The sequence below is a fragment of the Alkalinema sp. FACHB-956 genome, from assembly GCF_014697025.1.
Taxonomy (GTDB): Bacteria; Cyanobacteriota; Cyanobacteriia; order Leptolyngbyales; family Leptolyngbyaceae; genus Alkalinema.
This window is the reverse complement of the sequence record NZ_JACJRC010000019.1, coordinates 73416-93326: the sequence shown is the minus strand read 5'-3', so window position 1 is coordinate 93326 and position 19911 is coordinate 73416. Positions and strand designations below refer to the sequence as shown.

The following is a 19911-nucleotide window of genomic DNA, read 5'->3' as shown; positions in this document are numbered from 1 at the left end:
TTCTTCTTTAAGGCCATTGGCTATAAACTTCACGCAAGGTCAATATCACATCCTCTACTACGTGTTCTCCACCAAAAGTCTTAATACCAGGTGTAAGATCTGGCAAGGCTTTTAGGAAGGATGCACGTTCGCTCGATGACAATATTTTTAATATATCTTTCCACTCTTCATAAGACATACTCTGCCAAGATAGGCGAGAGAGATAGTTGCTGTAAGCATCTGCTCTCTCTTGTGGATTACTCAGTTTCTTGATGGCGGTTATAGCATCTGGCAGGAATTCAGCTTTAAGAGATTTCGCTAAAGCTATTAAATTAAACATATTGAGCTTATCCCATCGAACTTGTGGAAATTTTTCCATTACATAAGGTAGAGAATCAGGAAAGGCAGTCATATAAATTATCAAAGTATCGCTTTGCGAAAGAATTTCTGAAGGTTCGGCACATTTTTCTAAGGTTTCTAAACACAAATCTGGAAGAAATTTAGCTAGCTCAACCAACCAATTCCATTCAGTTTTCTGCCCGAAACTCATTCGTATTTTTTCCAATAAATCTTCTGCCTTTTCTGGTAAAAAGTTGACAATCTCAATGAGCATCTCTATATCATCTTCATCAACAACACCTTTTTTCGTTCGGTTATATAAAGATAAAAGCTGTTTTCTACTCAAGCAGGGGAGCAATCTTTTTAAAAGAAGTTTCTTCCTATAACCATTTTTTATTTTTTTAACAGCCTTAAGTGCTTCATTGTTTTTTTCAGGCATTAACTCTGCTAGTTGAACCATAATGCCTGCATAATCATCATTGTCGAGATATTTTGACTCTCTTATAATGTCTTGCAATAGTGAAGAATCTTTTGCTGCTAGCAGGATTAAAAGAGAAAAGTATTCGTATTCTTCATGGACTTTTTCAATGAATCCACGAATCTGCGACAAGTATTGAATAGGGAGATATTTTGCAAGTAAAAATAGTGTATTTATACAATCTAATTCATTTTCTATAGTCTTTAATATCTCAATCATGTGATTGTGTAGCACAGGATATTTTCGAGAGAAATAGGCGATTGCATAACAATATTCATATTGATCACTGATCTGTTTTGAAGTGGAAAGAAAGCTTTCAAGCTTCTCAAAAGGTAAATAGGATACTAAAGCATTAAGTGCTGCTATACGACTGCCAGGATCATGAATCAATTGTGCTCTATTAAAGGCAATAGTAATATATTCAGGAGAAAGGTATGGGGAGAGTGCTGCAAGACCATCTGAATAATAATATTCATCCCGTTCAGAAAATATATAGTCTAAGGCTTCATACAATAAATCATCCTCATCGATATGAGGTGCTATTTTGCGTACAGCCCATGGCATAAATTCATCAGTTAGATAGTTGGATGACCACTCTAAAGCCTTTTGAGCTAGTTCAGGAAAAATTGAAATTGCGTGGCAAAGAATCAATGCAAAATCCTCTCCACTGCCAAGAGATGGATCCTCTGGCTCTAGTGATAATATTCTACTATATAGATCGGGATAAATTTTTGGGATATGTTTTCCTATACGGCATAGAGCTTTGATGTGTAATTCCAAATGCTCGATTGAATATGCAATACTAACTGCTTTTTCAAGAAATTCTTCCTTTAACTTAGGCGCTATTTCACATATTGCTTTGCACTTATCCTCTTCATCTACTATTATTTGGATTTTCTCTAAAGCTGCTAATTGACTACCATCAGATGTATCTATTTGAAGATGTTCTAAAATGTTTACTTCTTTGTCAGGAAAATCACTTTTATTAAGCTGAATATTAGGAAGCAATTCGGGGAACTTTCGGGCTATAGCCTGAAGAACATTTTCTCGAATGGAATCATCATCAATTTCCTGAGCAATATTGATCGACTTGATGGCAAGAGTCTGAGATAAATAAGGAACTAATTCAATAATGGTATTACCACGATGCCAGTTTTCCGGAATATTCTCTGCGTAGGCTAATCCTTTTTCCACTTGCCAATAGCCATGCTTTACTAGGGCGGCAATTAATTCATCCGGAATGTGATTTAGTAGACTGTTTAGGGTTGTAAAAATTAGTACATATCTTATCTGTAAAATAATTGCTTTTGCATTATCCCGCTCATACAACGCCTCCGCCAACTCCCAACCCCGCTGCACATCCTGCACAAAAATCGCAGGCTCCCCAATCTCCTCACAAGCCTCAAACCAAGCATTTCGCCCCAATCGATTACTCCGTTGCAGCAATCGATGAACCGTATCCTCCCGCCCCGCCATCACCAAATGCCACGTCAGATGCCGATGAATATAACCATCCTTCGGCAACCCAAACAAATAAGCTTCCGCATTCAATTTGCCATACCGTCCCACAAACGATCGATGCGCCGCAGCCAAACTCTCTACACCCGCTAAACATCCTGACTCAATCAACCCCTGCGCCGTAGCATGCATCAAATCATGCATCCGATACAGTGCATATCCCTCAACTGACTCCCCCGCTCTCATCAGAAACGCCTGCTCATACAAACTCAACAGCGACTCCTCTGCCTCCCAATCTTCCACACCCCACAACGTCACTGCCATCTGTTCTTGAATCGTCACATCCTCCGGTAACACCCCCAACCACACAAATTGCTCATATAGCGCCGGATCGTCCTCCCGTAACCTTGCCAAACTCACCTCAAAACAAGCCGCTAAACTGCATTGGCGCTGTTCCTGTTCAGACAAATCTGACAACCGTACCCCAGCCTCATACAAACACCGCAACCGTTCCTTCAAAAATGCCTGCTTTAGCGACTCCCACCTTTTCCCACGACTAATCTGAAGCGCCATCAACCGTAACGCCAAAGGTAAGTGTCCCAGCATCTCTGCAAACTCTAACGCAGGCTGCTCCATCTCCACCTGCCATTTATCCGCTAACGTCTTCCGAATCAATGTCAGTGAATCCTCTGGCGACATCACATCTAAGTCATATCGCTCCGCCCCAATAATTGGAACCCCCCGCGTCGTCACCAACACCCGACACTCAGGCCCACCCACCCAAAACCACTTGGCATGAGCCGCATTCCATACATCATCCACCACCAGCAATACCCGCTTATCCACTAGCAGACTATGCAAATACCTCCTCGCCGACTCCAGCGTCGTCGCACTCCAACTCTCCCGCGACTTATCCAACGCCCGAATCCACTCCCCAAGCTCCCATAACAAATCCGGCTGCTGCCCCAACGTCACCCACAAAATCCCATCCGCAAACCGCGCCTGCACCTCGTCATCCCACACGATCGCCGTCGCCAACACCGACTTTCCAAGGCCACCCAACCCCGCGATCGCGCTCACCACCAACGTCCGCTCACTCTCCCGTAGCAGCAGTTCCTTCACTGCCGCCAGCGCCTCAGGCCGCTTCACAAAATTCTCCGGCAATTGTACTGGTAGCCTCAGCGCACTCGGCTTCAGACTTGACTTTGATGGCGCTCCTGGCTCAGAACTCCCTGCACCAAGAGCCGCTACTTTTTTGCCGCGATCGCCTCGTACACCTTCACAAACGTCGGAAACAGCCGCCGCACCACACTCTCCGTATCCCCCTCCAGCTCATAACTCACCACATTCGGGATAATCGGAATCGCCACCTTTAATTTCGCCGAAGCAGGCACCCCCGGCTTCCTCAACTCCGCTAAAATCTCCAACAAAAGCTGCTTCGTCTCATCCCGCTTCTCCATGGGAGCCAGAACTTCCAGCTCATCCACAAACTCAGCCATCACCGCCTCCGCGATCGGCTCCGGCAAATCCGCCCGTTTCACCCGCTTGCTCAAAGTTAAAACATATTCGCGATCGTACTCACGAATTCTCTGCCAAGTTAACCGAATCTTCTGCTGAAGCCTAGATTTCTCCGCCTCCTCTGCCAACCGCCATGCGCGTTCCTCACCCGCAAGCTGCTCATAAAGATCCGTCAACGCAGCATGAATATCCGCCAAACGATCGACCACCATGGCCTAAAAACTCCAGCAGAGAAGCATTATCTGCTAGAGTTTAACACCTGAATCCCAAAACCTTCCACCCACCAAAATGATCGAACCTTAAACCGCCGCAAACTCCGTAAACTCTCTCACATGAGGAGGCTGAAACCCCAGCACGATCGCCTCTCGCTCCACCCCTGCCGCCAACAGATCCGTCGCCACCCCCTGCTCCGTCCAATCCTCCTCCACCCACACCTTGCCATCCCGCAACCGCAAATGAATCACATTCCGATTCACCCGCCGATCGCCCTCCCAGCCCAACCGCATCAACAAATACTGATCCTGCGACCCATCACACAACAACAACGTCTCTAAATCTGGATTCTTCGATCGGGAATAAAGCTGGTAATAATCAGCCATCACCCGCTGAATTATGGTTCGATACTCATTGACTCGATCCACTGCACCACAACCTCCTGTTTTGCATCAAAGACCAACAAATTCACCTTCTCCCGCTCCACATCCCGTCTCCCACCACCTAATCCAACCGATTAAACACCTGGACATAGAACCACCCTAAAGCCTCAAAGATCACCATTTTCACCCCTTCACTACTGGCCCACCATCGATCGACTTCATAGGTTTGTGGTGGCGTTGCAATCACCCCCACTTGAAACTGCGGTTCCAGCGCCCTGCGATAGAGCATCCAACTGCGACGCGCATGGGCTCCCGTTGTAAAAATGTTGATTGCACGAATGGAAGATTGAGTTCTTTCCAACCATTGTTTAACGGAGAGAGCAGCAGTATAGGTACGATTTTTGATCACAAAAGGCGCAGGAACTGCAACAATACGATCGACCGGAAATCCCCTTTGAATTAAGGTAGCCTTCGATAATTCCGCAAAGTTTTGATATTGCGCTAAATAAAAGCCTTTCGGCAGTGGAGAACCCGTTGTAATCAACAATTGGTAGGGATGGGATTTGAATTCCGCGATCGCCTGGATAACGGCCTCATCATCCATCCACCCCTCCACGACCAACGCCTCCGCTGAAATCGGCGCAGTCACAGCAAAAAACGGATGAATTCGCGGCACAACCCCCAGCCCTAACCCCAGCAAGAGCACTCCCAGCAAGAGCCAACCTCGCCAGGTCGGACACCAAATTTCCCGTCGTCGAAATAACTTCAACTTGAATTGCAAACTGGCCACGATCGAGATCTCCTTGGCTTGAGCCTGAGTGCTTGGAACAGTGAGACTTTCACGACAGTTGCTGGAGTTCCTGGAGAATTTGACGGTGGAGCGCCAAATTATTTTGTTTAAAAGCCAGTTGGGCGGCGAGTTGGAATTGATCTTTTGCGGTGGCGCGATCGCCCAATTGCGTTAGGGCACGGCCTTGGTTGGCATAGGCAAGGGCATCGTTGGGGGCTAGCCGACTGGCCTGTTGATAGTCCGCGAGGGCCACTTCGTAGCGTGCCTGCCGAAAGTGGGCATTGCCGCGATTAATCCAAGCGGGTAAATAGGTGGGTTCGAGCTGTAAGGTTTGGGTGTAGTCGTCGATTTCCGCTTGAAAATTTTGATGTTGACCCTGGGCCAGTCCTCGACAATAGTAAGCTTCTGCCAGACCGGGGTCGAGTTGAATGGTTTGATTGAACGATGCGATTGCGCCATGATGATTGCCTTGAGCCGCTTGGGTAATTCCTAGATTTAAATAAACCATTGCATTATCTGCGTCGATCGTGATCGCTTGGTTGTAATCTTGCAGGGCTTCATTCCAGTTTCTGAGATAGTGATAAGCCAATCCGCGATTAAAATAGAGTGCTGCCGATTGCGGTTGATGGATGAGCCCTTGGGTGTAATCAGCGATCGCGGCAGAGAGATCTCCCGATTTGGCGTAGAGGTTGCCTCGACAGAGATATGCTTCCGCGAAGGTGGGGCTGAGAGTCAAAGCGGCGGTGTAGTCCTGGAAGGCTTTGGCGGTGTCGCGGCGATGTTCGTAGAGTTTTCCGCGCTCTAGGTGGGCGGGGGCGAGGTTGTTTTGCAGGGTAAGGGCTTGGTCGAAATCGGTGAGAGCTTTGCTAAATTCGCGCATATCCCGATAAACACGACCGCGATTGTAATAGGCAACAGCAAATTGATTGTTGAGGAGAATGGCTTGGTTGAAATCGAGTAACGCCCGTTGTAAATCGCCTACGCTGGCATAGGCACGGCCTCGGTTTACGTAAGCAATATCAAAGTTGGGATCGCAGACGATCGCTTGGCTGAGGTCAGCGATCGCCGTATCAAATTCGCCTAGGTCAGAATGGACAAGGCCCCGATCACTATAGGCATCGGCGTAGTTGGGGTTATGGCGAATGGCCTCGGTTTGGGCCGCGATCGCATCGTGGAATCGGCCTAATTTGTAGTAGGCAATGCCTAGACCCCGGTGGGCGAAGGCGGGTTCGTCACCGATTTGTAGGACATGGGTAAAATCAGCGATCGCGTCGTCGTAGCGGCCTAGGTCGCAGTAGGCGGAACCTCGGGTGAGATAGATTTGGCTGTTGGGTGGTTGATGGGCGATCGTCTCTGAGAGGAGCGTAATGGCGCGATCGTAGGCTCCGGCAGCGATGTGTTCAAGGGCTTCTGTCCGAATTGCGTCTAAAGATAGATCAGCCATACCGTTCAACCATGCAAATGTCTCTCAACCATCCTACCCAAATCGGCGATCGTTCGGCATGACGGACTCTCCCTCCGTGAGCTGGCCTGTTCTTGCCTGTAGCTCAGCCCCATAACTCAGCCCCATAACTCAGCCCCATAACTCAGCCCCGTCATCTTATTATGGCTCCCCGCTCATGATTCTGCCGATCCAAGATTCCGCCGATCGCGGGTTAACAGAATGCAAAATCCTGCCCCCGCAAAAGCCAGAATACTCCCGATCGCGTTGATTTCCGTCGGGAAACTACCTATCTGTGCGAGGAGGAAGTTAAATAAGCTATCGGCAGCGGAACGACCTGCAAAATAGAGGCCAACCCCCAATCCCGCTTTGGCGACAGGTACTTGGGCCAGTGCAAAGGGAATCGCTCCGTTTAACAGCACCCCGAACACACAGCCCAATGCAATCACAGACAACACCTGTATACCCAAGTAGGGAATGAGTAAACCTGCAATCCACAGGGGAATAGTTGCTAGCGCCAATACCATCGATCGACGATTTCCCCATCGAGAAGCCAAATAGCCCGTAGGTAAAACGCTGATCAGTTGAGTCAACGTGAAGAGATTTAACAGAAACACACTATCAGGACTGGGTTGAATCACCCTGCGCATTCCCACCGTCCCCAATCCCAAACCCAACCCTACAGCTACAAGGAGCCCTAAGCGTTTGTAGGACATCGATCGATGGCTGGAGCCCGCGATCTCCGCTGGATTCACCTGGGTTTCTGGCTGGGCTTGATTCAGCACAAAGGCGGTGAGGAGCAACGACAGGGACCCCAAGCCAAAGGCTCCCAATGGCCCCAAATTCAGCAAAATCTTGCGATAGGCTGGCAATGTGAAGAGTCCTGAAATGAGCCCTGCTAAGGTTAGAATACTAGCTGCCTGGGGGAGTCCACTGGTCATCGCATACTGCCCCAGTAACCCCAACACAGGGCTGCGAAAAATCGCCATCGCGATCGCCCAAGCCAACAACCCGATCGGTACTAGCCATTGCAATACCGTCGTAGCACTGCCTAAAAACGCCCAAGCGGGAATCGCAATGAAGCACACCGCTGCGGCAATCATGCCCAGAAACACAAAGGGAAACCGAACGCCCAACCAGGTTCTTTGCCGATCGGATAAACTTCCCATCAGCGGTTCCAACCCGATCGCCAGGAAATTTTCAAAGGCTAGTAAATAGAGTCCAACAATTTTCGGTAAACCAACCTGTTCCAGTAGGTTGGGAACATACAGGTTATAAATCACCCAAGTTAGCGTAATGGCTCCCTGCACAGCGGCAAGGCCAAACACGGATTTCCAGGCAACGAGCGACGATCGGGACAATGCCACACCTCACTTCTCTAAAATAATTCACGGGGATGGTTCGGTGAAACTTGTGCAACCTTTTGGGCAATGGTGGGGTTATACAATCGTAAATAGTTCCAGTAATTCTCAAAGACGGACTTCACATAGCCCTTCGTCTCTGCGTAGGGAATCGCTTCCACAAATTCATCAGCATCCTGGGTCTTACTTTTCGCTAGCCAGCCTCCCACCGCACCGGGGCCTGCGTTATAACTCGCGACTGCCAACATGGAATTCCCGGAATATTCCTGGTGGGTGTAGTTCAGATACCAAGTGCCTAGCTTGATGTTGTCCTCCGGTCGATCGAGTTTGTATTCCTTTAACTTGATTTGGCTGGCGATGTAACTGGCCGTCTCGGGCATGACCTGCATTAACCCCGTTGCACCCACCGACGATTTAATCTGCGGCTCAAAGCGGGATTCCTGGCGGATTAGGGCCGTGACTAACATCGGGTTCAGTTGCCGTTGCCGCGACCAAGACTCGATCTGCGCCATGTAGGGGAAGGGATAGAGCGCTTGCCAATAGCTGGCATCTTTCCGCAAAGTGGCCACCTGTTGCCGATCGTTGGCGGCTTCCCGATCGTTCAAGTTGGATATCATAAACATTCCATCCAGGTTATCGCCCACGCCCAGACGCATCACTCCATCGGTAAACTGTTCCGCCACGCTGGGCTGTTGCCGGTTTTGGAATTCCACTTGCCAATAGCTCCAAGCGTCCCGATCGAAGCCCAGGTGGTGCAGTTCCCGGAGCGTGTCTGACCCCGCTGGCAGGGAATCGCGCACCTTTGGCCGCACGATCGCCGGTTGTAACTGACGTACGTTATCGAAATCGCCCACATCCCAACCCAGCCGCGACGCCGATCGCCAAGCGTAATAGGATTCCGGATGCAGTTTAATCACGGCTTGGTAATGATTGGATGCCTGCTGGCTTTGGCCGGATTGTTGCGCCCATTTCCCGCCCCAAAAGCCCGCCTTGGCCGCGATCGGGCTCGTGGGGTTGTCCTTCAAAATGGCTTCGATCCACTGCTGCGCCGCAGGAAGTTTGCCGCCTTTGGCTTGGTCTTGGGCAATTTTCCAGCGCAGTTCGGCAGCAGCTTCACTATTGGAATGCTGTTGCAGGAGCAATTGCCGCAGTTGACTGGCGGATTGGAGACTGTTGAGTTTCTCCAAGGCATCGGCCTTACTGGCGATCGCCTCTGGGGTTTTATCTGGATAATGGCCAATCACTTGATCGAGATAGGCGATCGCGTCCTGGGGTTTTTCCGCCAGTTGGGCCAGTCGGGTCAGTGCCAGTCCCGCTTCGGGCGTCTTGGGGTATTTCTGCACAACGGCTTGATAGCGTTGCTGACTGCCCGATTGTCCGGTCAAATGCAAGCCCCGTGCAGCCCGGTAAGCCGTTAAAGCCGTTTCCGGGGCGCGGGCATAGGCCGCAGCGGCGAGGTCGTATTTCTGATTTTCCCAGAGGCCAAAGGCGATCGCGGCCCAATCCTCCGGTTTCAGTTGTTTACTATAGGTTTGCAGGAATTTTTCCGTCCGGCTGGCGTAGTCCCGCGTTTCGTAGTCGTACTTGGCGAGATGCAACTGCATGGGAAACAGTTTGGGGCTGTCCTGTTTGGGGTTCTCCTGTAACCGCAGTTTGGCAATGTCGATCGCGCGGGGATGGCTGGGAAATTGGGCGATCGCCTGATTCCAATGTTGTTCGCCAGATTTTCCGAGAATTTTACCTAAGTTAAACAGGGCTTCCGCCGCCGCCGGATCTTTGGGAAATTGTTGCAGGATGGATTGATAGGCCGCGATCGCCGGTTCTTTCTGCCCAGCCGCTTCCTGGGCGCGACCCTGCTGCAAAAGGACGGAGGCAGCCATGGGACGGTAGTGGGTTTCTAGATCTTTCAGGAGGTCGATCGCGGCTTGGGCTTGCCCCGCTTCGAGGGCCGTATGGGCGAGGAGGTAGCGGGCACGGTTGCGATCGAGGGAGGGTTGAGCGGCGTTGGCAAATTTTTGGAGTGCTTCGGTGCGTTGCGGGGAGGGTCGATTGGTGATCAGCGGGCTGACTGCACTGGGTGCACCAATGGCGTTGCTAGAACCTGAATGACTGCCGTTGGGGAAAGGACTGGTGATCCCCATGAATTGAAAACGACCATTCGGATCCGTTTTGACGGTTGTAGAAACCAGGGCACCCACTCCAAAGGAGGCAATCCCCAGCCCGACGATGATGGTTCCGACTAATTTGCGCTGCGGCCACTCCTTCCAGTCCATTGCCGTGCTCCTCTGCTGCCATGCTTGGATGCCATTACCTTAGGACTCTCTTATAACAGACTTTTGGCAGATTTTGAGAGGAAAAGTTAGGGACGAGGGGGTGGAATCCTCTGCTAACGATCGAAGGGACGATCGAAGCGCGGAGCAGTCGTAAATTTTCGGTTTTGAGTAATGGATCATTCTGACATCAGAATAAATTGAATTCAAAGTAAAGTTGCAACAATCTCAATGATTAATTTTGCTATGTTTAGATGAGACTTTAATGTACTCAAAATAGTGCTAGTGAAGGCATTAATTAGAATAAATTCATGATTAATACCGGAATACTAGAGGATCGCTTAAATGAACTTCAGATAATCAATCTGGCGACCAATTGGCGACCAATTGGCGACTAATCGGAATTATGCAAGTGTGACATCGATTTTTAAAATACCGGGTCTACCTTGCTTTTTATCCGATCGGGTAATCTCTTGCATTTCCCGCCCCGACTGCGCCCGTGCCAGAACGGTATATTTCCCCGGACGATCGGGTAACCAACGGTAACGCCACAATGTCCATTCATGGGGAGAACTGGGCTGATTGTGTTCTGCAACTTGCCAGGTTTGACCGTTATCGACACTGACTTGGACTTGGGTAATGGGCGTCGATCGATCGAGGGCCACTCCCGCCAGCAAAATGCCATCGCGCCAATGATTCGTTAGGTTCGTTAGCTCGTCTTTAAACGTCACGCTGTGATGGCCATTCCACACCCGCTGCTCCTGTACTTGCCGCAGCAACGCATGGGTCGGAATTTCCGCCGTATTCGACCAGCCTTGATTTTCCCAATAGCCCGTTTCTGGCTTCGCGATCGCCTTAATGCCCACCAGCCATTTCGGTTGCTTCTGGCCAAAGTGGCCCGGAATGATAATGCGCAACGGAAAGCCATGCTCCTTGGTCAACGGTTCGCCATTCATGCGATGCACCAACCGCACCTCAGGCCGCAGCAACTCCGCCACAGGCAACGTGGTTTCGTACCAGTCATTGCCCCGCATTTTGAACTCCACCGCCTCCGGTTGCACGCCCGCTTTTTCCAAAAACGGTAGCAGCGGTGTCCCCGTCCACCGGGCATTGCCGATCAAGTTACCCCCCGCCGGATTGCCAATGCATTCCATCGTGAGATAGAACTCTTCCTGGGGTGCGTTTAAAATATCGTCAAATTTCAACGTCAAGGGTTGCTTGACCGCTCCATCAATTTTGAGTTCCCAGTTTTCCAACTTCACCTGGGAGGGCAGTGCATAGGATTGCACATAAAACTCACCGATCGGGGTAATCAGATGATCCGGTAAGGGCATTTTGGGATCAAGCAAATCCATTAAAAAGAGCGGATCAATGCTTTGGGATTGACAGCCCGTGAGCAAGCTCGCTCCAATCAAGCCCCCAGAAGTTTGTAAAAGTTGTTGAAGAAATTGACGCCGTTGCACAGGAGATACCGATCGATGGATTCACCTCATTCAGAATAGCAAGTTCACCAGATAGCAGCAGGTTTCGTTGAGATCGATCGAGAGCCGCAAACCAAAGGATGTCATCTCCTATGGGCAACTGGGGAACTCTCAGGCTAAGACAGGAATGGTGCAAATCTAGGAAAAAGAGTTCATGCTGTGGATTGTTCCGGCCACGCTAGCGTTGGGAGCCGTATTTTTTTATGGGGGCACGCGCCTCGGCCAGTTGATGTTGCGTCGTGGGGCAACGGCTAACGACTTGCTCAAGGGACAGGAATGGCAAACCTGGATCATTATTCTGATCTATGGGTTGTTGCTATTTCTGGCAGTGAATTTGCCGCAGATGCAATTTTTCCCGTTGGATTGGCGCGTGGTGGGAATGCGGATTACTTGGCTGATGATCCGAGTTTTGTTAATCGGAGCCTGTGGCTTTGCGATCGCCATTAGCTGGAAAACCGCACGGGTCCAATTGGGCGCGATCGTTGCTGTGAGCTTAATCGGCTTAATCAGTTTTACCGTGGTGGAATCCTACTACCTGTCACCGATCTATGGCGAACTGAAAAACAACCTGCGGCCCAATCAGGTTTTTAAGCAAACCTCTGCCAGTAGCTGTGCTCCCTCTGCCTTGGCCACCTTGCTGCAACGCTGGGGGATGACCCAAGCCACGGAATCCAAAGTGGCGCAACTGGCCGGAACCAGTCGTATGGGAACGTCCAATCCGCAGGTGATCAAAGCCGCCCAAGGCTTTGGGCTAACGGGATTGGAAGTCACCCAAGCCACCTGGGAGCAGCTCTGGAAGATTAATCGCCCCGGTTTGTTATCCGTCTGGCTAGGGGCAGGGTGGCGCAGATTACCCCATGCCGTTGCCCTGATGGCAATGGATCAGGATCATGTCGTTGTTGCCGATCCCGCCCAAGGCCGCTATTACAGTTGGACGCAGGAGGAACTCCAATCGCGCTGGCGACAGGAGTATGTCCCCATCTTTCGGCCCAATGAAGTTGTACTAACCCAGTCCCAGATCGATCGCTCTCTGAAGAAACTAGGATTTAGCCCCGATGCTGACGGCATTCGCAGCTTCCAAAGCACCGTCAAACTCAAAGCAACAGGACTGGCGGATCCTTTAACCGTCCTACTCCTCACCGGACGTTTTCTGAACAATGACACGCCGACCCTAGCCATTGACCAATTTGAGCAGAATACCATTCAGCGCATGGGATGTAGCGCCGATCCGTCAACCTGTCCCTGGTAAGCCGATCGCTGTGCTGGAAAAAAGTAGAGAATTTACGTAAATTCTTGCAAAATCCCCCTTTTCCTTGACGTAGCCTCTCCGAAGGAGATAGGGGGATTGAGAGGGATCGCGATGGATTGCAATCACAAGTTGATTGGGTTCTAGGGAATCGCTTGAATCACTTCTTTAACAAAATCGTCGGTGAGAATATCCCCGTTTTGGTAGCGGCGCTTGATGCTGGACAGCGCTGCCAGTTTTGTTACTGCGTCATTGGGAGCCACGGCTGGGGGTGTGGTCGATCCGCCGGTTGTGGGTTTCCCAGCCAACTTTCTGGCTTCGTCATTCAGTTGCCGTTGAATCGCTGGGGTGGCAATTCCAGTGATGGGTAAACCCTTGGCTTTTTGGTATTCCTTGACGCCCTGGAAGGTTTGGATCCCGTAATAGCCCGTTAGCGGTAAGTCACTTTTTTTCAGGACTAGTTTCAAGTTGTTTTGTAAGTTGCGGACTATGCCATCCACCTGCGTCAAGAGATCCGCACTGAACTTACCATCGGCGGTCAGTTGCCGATCGCGCTGGAATTGATAGATCGCCGATCGGGTATAGGCATCCAGAACCTTGATACTCCGCATGGAATTATTGGCAGTAATGCTGCCGCCCCCTAAGGCCGCCGCATCAAAGGCATTTTGCTCATTGCCAATGCCAAACAGACCGCGAGGCCCCATGGGATAGCCTAAGCCGTCTAGATTATCGCGAAGTCTTGTGAGCTGGTCTGCGGTAAAAGTCATCGTTTCTTCCCTAATTTCCTATGGCTTAAAAGTAGATACAGTAATGACGATGGTGAGAGGACGACTAGAGACGATCGGAAGTCTCCCAGGAGATCCTCTGTGAGGGCTAACTACCCACCCAATTCTTGTGACTCCTGATTTACGTACCATTTTGCAACGCAGTTTCTGGGATGGGCCGAGAAACTCAGAAAATCTTCGCAACCGTAAATTTTGTTCACCCTCGATCGACGGTCTTTTTCGCGGAATATTCGGCAAGGCACGGGATAATGGCAGATGATTGAATTCTTCTGATATAGATTGTGGCTGTTGGTAAGTTGACTGTTTGGCTTCAGTGGCTTCAGTCTGGCGATCTAGAAGCGGCAGAAACCCCAGACTCAGAAATCCGACAGTAGTTGTTAGGTTGAACTATGGCGAATAACCCCAATTCATCCAATTCAGACCGGACTGACCGTTGGAAGTCCGTTTGGGAAAATATTCAGATTGTCGTGATCGCGCTGATTGTGGCGTTATTGGTTCGCACCTTTATTGCAGAACCGCGATTCATTCCCTCCGATTCCATGGTGCCAACCTTGTTGACCGACGATCGCTTGATTGTTGAGAAGGTTTCCTATTGGTTCCATCCCCCTCAAACTGGGGATATTGTGGTCTTTAGTGCCCCCGAACCCTTACAGCGCCAGGGCTATGGTAAAGATCAAGCCCTGATCAAACGCATCATCGGCCAACCGGGCAATCGCGTGGGCGTTTATCAAGGCAAAGTGTCGATCGATGGTCAGCCGATCGCGGAACCCTACATTGCTGAACCTCCCGCCTATAACTGTCCGAGTCAAGTTCCCTTAGTTCCGCGCGGCCAGGATTTTTGTTCCTTCTTATTTTCCAAAGGACTGAAGGAAGGCGAGAGTTTCCAAGTGCCAGACAACTATTACTTCGTCATGGGGGATAACCGTAATAACAGCAACGATTCCCATGCCTGGGGATTTTTGCCCCGGCAGAACATTATCGGGCGAGCTTGGGTGCGCTTTTTCCCCTTCAATCGGCTGGGGGACATTTACAGCAGCAAGTAGAGGGGGTGGGAGAGTGGATGGGTGGGAAAGTAGATGGGTGGCAACCTCTACTGTGCGAACCCTGGCTTCCTACCTGGTTTTCTACCTGGCTTCCTATCTGCCTTCCTAGAAGAATGGCTTACTTCTCCCGAAAAATTCCGAATACCGAAGTGAAACCGTGCAGATAGCTGGTCGTACCAACGGGGCCAATTTCGCCGTTGCAGAAGAAGCCCCCGATCGGGACATGGTCCACATAGCGGCTGAACAGTTGAGAATCAAAGTTCGGCTCACCGTAGAGGGATTCCCCGCGTCCCAGACAGGCAAACATCAGTGCTCCCTGCGCCTTGGAATGGTTCATGGCGTTGAGTTGATACTTGCGCAGGAGGGTTTCTAGGTCTTCTTCCGAGGTGGCCGCATCCCGTAGATGGAACTGGATGCGCTGACCGGGGCGAATCCGATCGCCGATCGCCAATGCGCCCTCACGGGGATCAAATCCCAGCAGGTTGCGAATCAAAAAGTCGCCGGACTCTAAACACTGCTTAAATTCCGTTTGCGCCACCCCCACAAACAGGGCCGACTGCGCTAAAACTTTGTCTTCCTCACTGAGGGTTTGGATCAAATCCCGCAACATTTCCAGGGGACTACCTTGAATCGTGCTATTCTCTGCCTCAGATTCCATTTTGAGGATAATGTTGCGCTCGCTTTCTACCACACAGTAGGGCTGACCGATCGGACGACAGCCCTGGGCCACGATCGTATCAATCACAATATTGCCCGTCAGTGCGATCCCCACCAGACCACTGCGGTGGAAGCGATCGACACAAAAGAGGCCACTGCTGCCATTGGTAATGCCTGAACTCGCAATGCCACCCACCTTGGGCGATTGGGGAAATGCATAGTCTAATCCCGCTAAGAAATCGTTAATCCCCGTCGAAAACGGATCCGCGAGTAGGACAAACTGCGGCTGCGCTGCCTCCGGTAAACCCACTAACTCAGCCCAGGCACTGGGCGCGCTGTCCAAGTCTGGCAAGGTTTCCATGCTGATGTAAAAGGGGTGAACCTCGACTCCTGGTAAGCTCCCGAGGATCAAGCTAATCGCCACCTCATCTTCCACTTCCCGCACCGTGCCACGGCTGTTGATGCCAATAATGCCACTCCCGTTGCATCCGATCACTGGGACGTTGGGCAGTTGGGGCTGAAGCAGCGGCAAAATCCGAGCGTACTCGCTGGTAAAGGCCGATGAAACAAACAAGAAACCGACATCTGCCGGCACGCCTAGCTGGGCTTGGGCTTGTTCAACAACTTCAGCGATCGCCGCTTCCAGTGAAGGGCGAGTTGACAAGGCACTAGACCATTTCATAGCGCGAACATTCGTTTCCACTCTCAGCAGATCCCTCAGCAGATTCCATGGGCTTGAATGTACCCACCCTAACATGACCGCTGGAGAGAATTCGATTCCTGAGGGGAAGATTACCGTTCTTTAAAAACATTCTGAAGGGCGTTGAGCTAGGGTCAGAATGCTCAAGCCTAGGGGATAACCCAACCCCATGAACCGAGGCTTGCCTTGCTGCGGGAATGAAGCAAGTTACAATAGGGGCAGGTTCAGTCAAGGCGTTCCACAGATTTTGTTTAATCACCCAGTTTAACCGCTGTGAATGCTGAACAACTATGGAGCGAGTTCCTTCTGCTGTCCCTACTCTCTCCCAATGATTTACCTCGGTGATCGTCCGCGATCGTCGAAAATACCATTGTCGAAGCCAACTTTATAGAAGAGTGACGGAAAAAACTATGAGCGACATTCAACAACAAATTGAGCAAGAGCGCGATAATGCTCGCACGGTCTGTGATGTCAGTGGCGCGAATTCCAAAGAATGTGCCGCCGCTTGGGATGCGGTTGAAGAACTGCAAGCTGAAGCTTCTCACCAGCGCCAAGTCAAACCTCAAACCACGTTTGAAAAGTACTGTGATGAAAATCCGGAAGCCGCAGAATGCCGGATTTACGAGGACTAAGGGACTCGTTCCCTCGGAAAAGATCCTCTAAACTTAGCAGCGCCCATGGGTTCTACATTTTTGTTTGTTAAATCCGTGGGTGCTGTCTATTGTATCGATAGATCATTTCTAAGGGGTCTGTGTTTCTAAGGGGTCTGTGTTTCTAAGGGGTCTGTGATCGGTCGCGAGGTTGCCCCTTGGTTCAGCGATCGATAAGTAATTTTGAAGGCTCGCCTAGAAGCGTTCAGCAGAATTTGCTTGCCTGCTCCCTCCCTCGCCTTGGGATGGTGTTATCGTAGGGAGTTGATATCACGTCGGTAGATTATGGCACCTTGGGTTACTTCACTGATCTGGATGGACTATCGCCTTGCTGTCTTGTTTGCAGTGGTGATTCCATTAGTTTTGTTGATTGGGGCATTCATCCAACAAGCGGATGCGATTCAGCGTCTGATGGTGATCTATTGGCGAGTGGCGAGCCTCTTGCTGATTAGTACCTATTTACTCATTGGCGTGATCCCTCTAGGCTTCATTTCGGGCTGGTTTGCACGCATTTTGATCCCCATTTCGCTGTGGTTTTGGGTGGATTTGAATGATGAAGTGCGGGATCAGCCCAACAATGTCTTGAAGTTAGGATTTACGGCTTGGCGATGGGCTGTGTCGGTTTACTGCCTGGTAGGTGCAGTCTTGCAATTGCCTGTTGTACAATGTGCGTTCATGTCCAGCGACGCGATTGTGGCAGGCTCAGTCGGGCAGTCTCTCTGTCTTGCATGGCTGCAACCGCCGATCGCCTACAAAGCTCTGCTCCATCCCACCACACGGGAATGGTTTTTGGGTATTCTGGGCTTAATTGGTTTAGGGATTTACGTTGTTTATCTCGGGTATTTTATTTTCTTTCGACTTAACAAGCGGAAACGCTCGGCGATTGGTTAGCTCAACCCATTGGGGTAGCTCAGCTAAGGCGTCATAGCATCTTCACAAATTGAGTTTTTAGGGCTATTAGAATCTTTCCCGCTGTGATTGATTTTTAGGCACACTAGAAAGGAATCGGCATGACAGCTTCTATCGCACGTCGCCTGGAGCAGTACACAGTTAAGCGTCCAGGAGAAGTTTTGCTAGTCAGCGTAGATCTGAATGGTCAACCAGACCAAATTGCGATCTTTAAAGGGTTTTCCAGCTCGTTGATGTGTCCGACTGCCTTCGATCCCGATGTTCCTATCATTTCGGATGATACGCGAATTCACAAGATCGATCGGTTGGAAAGTCCTTACAATCCCAAAGCGCCACGTTATATCGCGCAGGGGTTGTCTTGGGATGTCTTTGAAGCGGTGATGGCGGAAGCTGGCGTGTAGACCAGCAAATTGTTTTACTGAGCCAATAACCCCTGGGGATAGCATCTCCGGGGGTTTTCGATCGAGGGAGTAGGTTTTTCACCGGAGCCGTGCCCCTAAAACGCCACAATTCGTTGCTTTGATGATAATTACTAGGATTGGTCATTGTGGGCCATGGAATCGTGTTAGTTAAAGTGCAGAGAGTAAAAGCTGATCCCCGATCGACCTAAGCTTAATCCAAATCAGCTTGACAAAGTGAAAATCTCAGCCTAAACAAGTTCTGGGTCTGTATTCTGAGTCCGTATCAGTGAGGAGTTAAAGAGTATGGTTGCGTCCTTGAATCAGCGGGAAAGTCAGTCTTGGGGCATGGTGCGTTTGCCAGACGGCGCATTGTTTGGAACCGATGGTATTCGCGGCAAGGCGGGTGAACTGCTGACGGCTCCTTTGGCGATGCAGGTGGGCTACTGGGCCGGTCAAGTCCTGCGGGATGTGGCTGGGGATCATGCCCCGATCGTCCTCGGGCGGGACTCGCGCAACTCCAGTGATATGTTAGCGACGGCGCTCTCGGCAGGGTTAACTTCAGCGGGCTTGGATGTCTGGGACTTGGGGATGTGCCCAACCCCGGTGGTGGCTCACTCGACCCAGGGCACCGGGGCGATCGGTGGGGTGATGATTTCCGCCAGCCACAATCCCCCGGAGGACAATGGCATTAAGTTTTTTGGGGCTTCCGGCAGTAAGTTGGCTCCAGAATTGCAGCAAACCGTGGAAGCAGCGCTGCGGGGGCGGCTATGTCACATAGAAACAACGCCGCATCAGTGGGGCCAGCATTCCTATCGCCCTGAGCTGGTCGATCGCTATCTGCAAGATCTCCAAATGCCGCTCCTCAATCAAGCGCACCATCCTCTGACAGGCTTGAAAATTGTGCTGGATTTGGCCTGGGGCGCTGCCACTCGAACCGCCGCGATCGCCTTTCGGCAACTGGGAGCGGAGGTCATTTGTCTCCATGAACAGCCGGATGGGAATCGCATTAATGTCAATTGCGGTTCGACCCATTTGGCCACGCTACGGGAAGCCGTCCAACAACATCAAGCTTGTGTGGGCTTTGCCTTTGATGGGGATGCCGATCGGGTGTTGGCGGTGGATGGCCAGGGGCGCACGGTGGATGGGGATTACATTCTCTACCTCTGGGGCAAGGATCTGATGGCGTTGGGGCAATTGCCAGACCAGACGATCGTGGCAACGGTGATGTCCAACCTAGGCTTTGAGCGAGCTTGGCAAAAACTGGGTGGCCAGTTGATTCGGGCAGCGGTGGGTGATCAGTATGTCCATGCGGAAATGGTGAAAACGGGAGCGATGCTGGGCGGGGAGCAATCCGGCCATATCCTGTGTCCCCACTACGGGGTGAGCGGCGATGGACTGATGACGGCTTTGCATTTAGCTAGCTTGATCCAGCAATCGGGGGGTACTTTGGCGGATTTGATCGACACCAGTTTCCAGACCTATCCCCAGGTGCTGCGCAATGTGCGGGTGGAAAATCGCGATCGCCGGTTAAATTGGCAGGATTGCGAACCGGTGCAGACCGCGATCGCTAAAGCTGAGGCGGCCATGGGCGATCGGGGTCGGATTTTAGTGCGGGCTTCGGGGACGGAGCCGGTGATCCGGGTGATGGTAGAAGCGGAAACGGTGGATCTAGTCGAGTCCTGGACGACTTACCTGGTGGCTGCGGTGGAAACTCACCTGGCAGATTAGTTCGCTGGATAACCCCGCCGAATTAACCAGTCAAAAACGCCAATCCCTTCTAGACTGGGGATATGGGCGCTGTGATTCGGC

At 50.9% G+C, this 19911-nt stretch carries 16 protein-coding genes; 6 read left to right on the top strand and 10 right to left on the bottom strand.

Annotated elements, in window-relative coordinates:
* Window positions 1-7 precede the first annotated feature (7 nt).
* From H6G21_RS18315 to H6G21_RS18280, 8 genes are all read right to left on the bottom strand, one after another.
* Window positions 8-3403 (bottom strand): NB-ARC domain-containing protein, encoded by a 3396-nt coding sequence (locus H6G21_RS18315; protein WP_190574851.1) that lies wholly within the window; start codon window positions 3401-3403, stop codon window positions 8-10.
* Between the two features lie 98 nt (window positions 3404-3501).
* Window positions 3502-3984 (bottom strand): hypothetical protein, encoded by a 483-nt coding sequence (locus tag H6G21_RS18310; RefSeq protein ID WP_190574850.1) that lies wholly within the window; start codon window positions 3982-3984, stop codon window positions 3502-3504.
* Between the two features lie 87 nt (window positions 3985-4071).
* Entirely contained in the window at window positions 4072-4413 is a 342-nt protein-coding gene (locus tag H6G21_RS18305; RefSeq protein ID WP_190574849.1) for an element excision factor XisI family protein, read from the bottom strand.
* A 76-nt stretch (window positions 4414-4489) separates the two neighbouring features.
* Complete coding sequence (locus H6G21_RS18300; RefSeq protein ID WP_190574848.1) at window positions 4490-5158, bottom strand: ElyC/SanA/YdcF family protein; 669 nt, start codon at window positions 5156-5158, stop codon at window positions 4490-4492.
* Window positions 5159-5207: 49 nt separating this feature from the next.
* On the bottom strand, window positions 5208-6602 hold the full coding sequence (locus tag H6G21_RS18295) for a tetratricopeptide repeat protein (protein ID WP_190574847.1): 1395 nt from the start codon (window positions 6600-6602) through the stop codon (window positions 5208-5210).
* 173 nt (window positions 6603-6775) lie between these two features.
* Window positions 6776-7966, bottom strand: coding sequence for an MFS transporter (locus H6G21_RS18290; RefSeq protein WP_190574846.1), 1191 nt, complete (start codon window positions 7964-7966; stop codon window positions 6776-6778).
* 11 nt (window positions 7967-7977) lie between these two features.
* Complete coding sequence (locus H6G21_RS18285; RefSeq protein ID WP_190574845.1) at window positions 7978-10233, bottom strand: transglycosylase SLT domain-containing protein; 2256 nt, start codon at window positions 10231-10233, stop codon at window positions 7978-7980.
* 401 nt (window positions 10234-10634) lie between these two features.
* Window positions 10635-11693, bottom strand: coding sequence for a molybdopterin-dependent oxidoreductase (locus tag H6G21_RS18280; RefSeq protein WP_190574844.1), 1059 nt, complete (start codon window positions 11691-11693; stop codon window positions 10635-10637).
* Between the two features lie 172 nt (window positions 11694-11865).
* On the opposite strand from H6G21_RS18280, the gene H6G21_RS18275 reads away from it, so the two are divergent.
* A complete protein-coding gene (locus tag H6G21_RS18275; RefSeq protein ID WP_190574843.1) occupies window positions 11866-12960 on the top strand; it encodes a cysteine peptidase family C39 domain-containing protein in 1095 nt (364 codons plus the stop codon).
* Between the two features lie 140 nt (window positions 12961-13100).
* Here H6G21_RS18275 and H6G21_RS18270 read toward each other — a convergent pair whose 3' ends face one another.
* Complete coding sequence (locus H6G21_RS18270; protein WP_190574842.1) at window positions 13101-13724, bottom strand: peptidoglycan-binding domain-containing protein; 624 nt, start codon at window positions 13722-13724, stop codon at window positions 13101-13103.
* A gap of 407 nt (window positions 13725-14131) precedes the next feature.
* Between H6G21_RS18270 and lepB the strand changes: the two genes are divergently transcribed.
* Complete coding sequence (gene lepB / locus H6G21_RS18265; protein ID WP_190574841.1) at window positions 14132-14785, top strand: signal peptidase I; 654 nt, start codon at window positions 14132-14134, stop codon at window positions 14783-14785.
* A 118-nt stretch (window positions 14786-14903) separates the two neighbouring features.
* Here the strand turns inward: lepB and H6G21_RS18260 are convergent, their stop codons facing one another.
* Window positions 14904-16124, bottom strand: a complete 1221-nt coding sequence (locus H6G21_RS18260; RefSeq protein ID WP_190574840.1) for an FIST N-terminal domain-containing protein — start codon at window positions 16122-16124, stop codon at window positions 14904-14906.
* 428 nt (window positions 16125-16552) lie between these two features.
* Here H6G21_RS18260 and H6G21_RS18255 point away from each other — a divergent pair, with 428 nt between their 5' ends.
* From H6G21_RS18255 to glmM, 4 genes are all read left to right on the top strand, one after another.
* Window positions 16553-16774 carry a Calvin cycle protein CP12 gene (locus H6G21_RS18255; protein ID WP_190574839.1) on the top strand — a complete coding sequence of 74 codons (222 nt, stop codon included), beginning with the start codon at window positions 16553-16555 and terminating at the stop codon, window positions 16772-16774.
* Window positions 16775-17077: 303 nt separating this feature from the next.
* Window positions 17078-17683 carry a DUF3177 family protein gene (locus H6G21_RS18250; RefSeq protein WP_190574838.1) on the top strand — a complete coding sequence of 202 codons (606 nt, stop codon included), beginning with the start codon at window positions 17078-17080 and terminating at the stop codon, window positions 17681-17683.
* Window positions 17684-17802: 119 nt separating this feature from the next.
* Window positions 17803-18102: a hypothetical protein gene (locus tag H6G21_RS18245; protein ID WP_190574837.1), complete on the top strand. Its 300-nt coding sequence runs from the start codon at window positions 17803-17805 to the stop codon at window positions 18100-18102.
* 303 nt (window positions 18103-18405) lie between these two features.
* Entirely contained in the window at window positions 18406-19830 is a 1425-nt protein-coding gene (gene glmM / locus H6G21_RS18240) for a phosphoglucosamine mutase (protein WP_190574836.1), read from the top strand.
* The last annotated feature ends 81 nt before the right edge of the window (window positions 19831-19911 follow it).

Bases quoted from the DNA above. Each gene is read 5' to 3' on its own strand.
- H6G21_RS18310 (WP_190574850.1), bottom strand. From the start codon at position 3,984: ATGGTGGTCGATCGTTTGGCGGATATTCATGCTGCGTTGACGGATCTT.
- H6G21_RS18295 (WP_190574847.1), bottom strand. From the start codon at position 6,602: ATGGCTGATCTATCTTTAGACGCAATTCGGACAGAAGCCCTTGAACAC.
- H6G21_RS18285 (WP_190574845.1), bottom strand. From the start codon at position 10,233: ATGGACTGGAAGGAGTGGCCGCAGCGCAAATTAGTCGGAACCATCATC.
- H6G21_RS18275 (WP_190574843.1), top strand. From the start codon at position 11,866: ATGCTGTGGATTGTTCCGGCCACGCTAGCGTTGGGAGCCGTATTTTTT.
- H6G21_RS18270 (WP_190574842.1), bottom strand. From the start codon at position 13,724: ATGACTTTTACCGCAGACCAGCTCACAAGACTTCGCGATAATCTAGAC.
- lepB (WP_190574841.1), top strand. From the start codon at position 14,132: ATGGCGAATAACCCCAATTCATCCAATTCAGACCGGACTGACCGTTGG.
- H6G21_RS18260 (WP_190574840.1), bottom strand. From the start codon at position 16,124: ATGAAATGGTCTAGTGCCTTGTCAACTCGCCCTTCACTGGAAGCGGCG.
- H6G21_RS18255 (WP_190574839.1), top strand. From the start codon at position 16,553: ATGAGCGACATTCAACAACAAATTGAGCAAGAGCGCGATAATGCTCGC.
- H6G21_RS18250 (WP_190574838.1), top strand. From the start codon at position 17,078: ATGGCACCTTGGGTTACTTCACTGATCTGGATGGACTATCGCCTTGCT.
- H6G21_RS18245 (WP_190574837.1), top strand. From the start codon at position 17,803: ATGACAGCTTCTATCGCACGTCGCCTGGAGCAGTACACAGTTAAGCGT.
- glmM (WP_190574836.1), top strand. From the start codon at position 18,406: ATGGTTGCGTCCTTGAATCAGCGGGAAAGTCAGTCTTGGGGCATGGTG.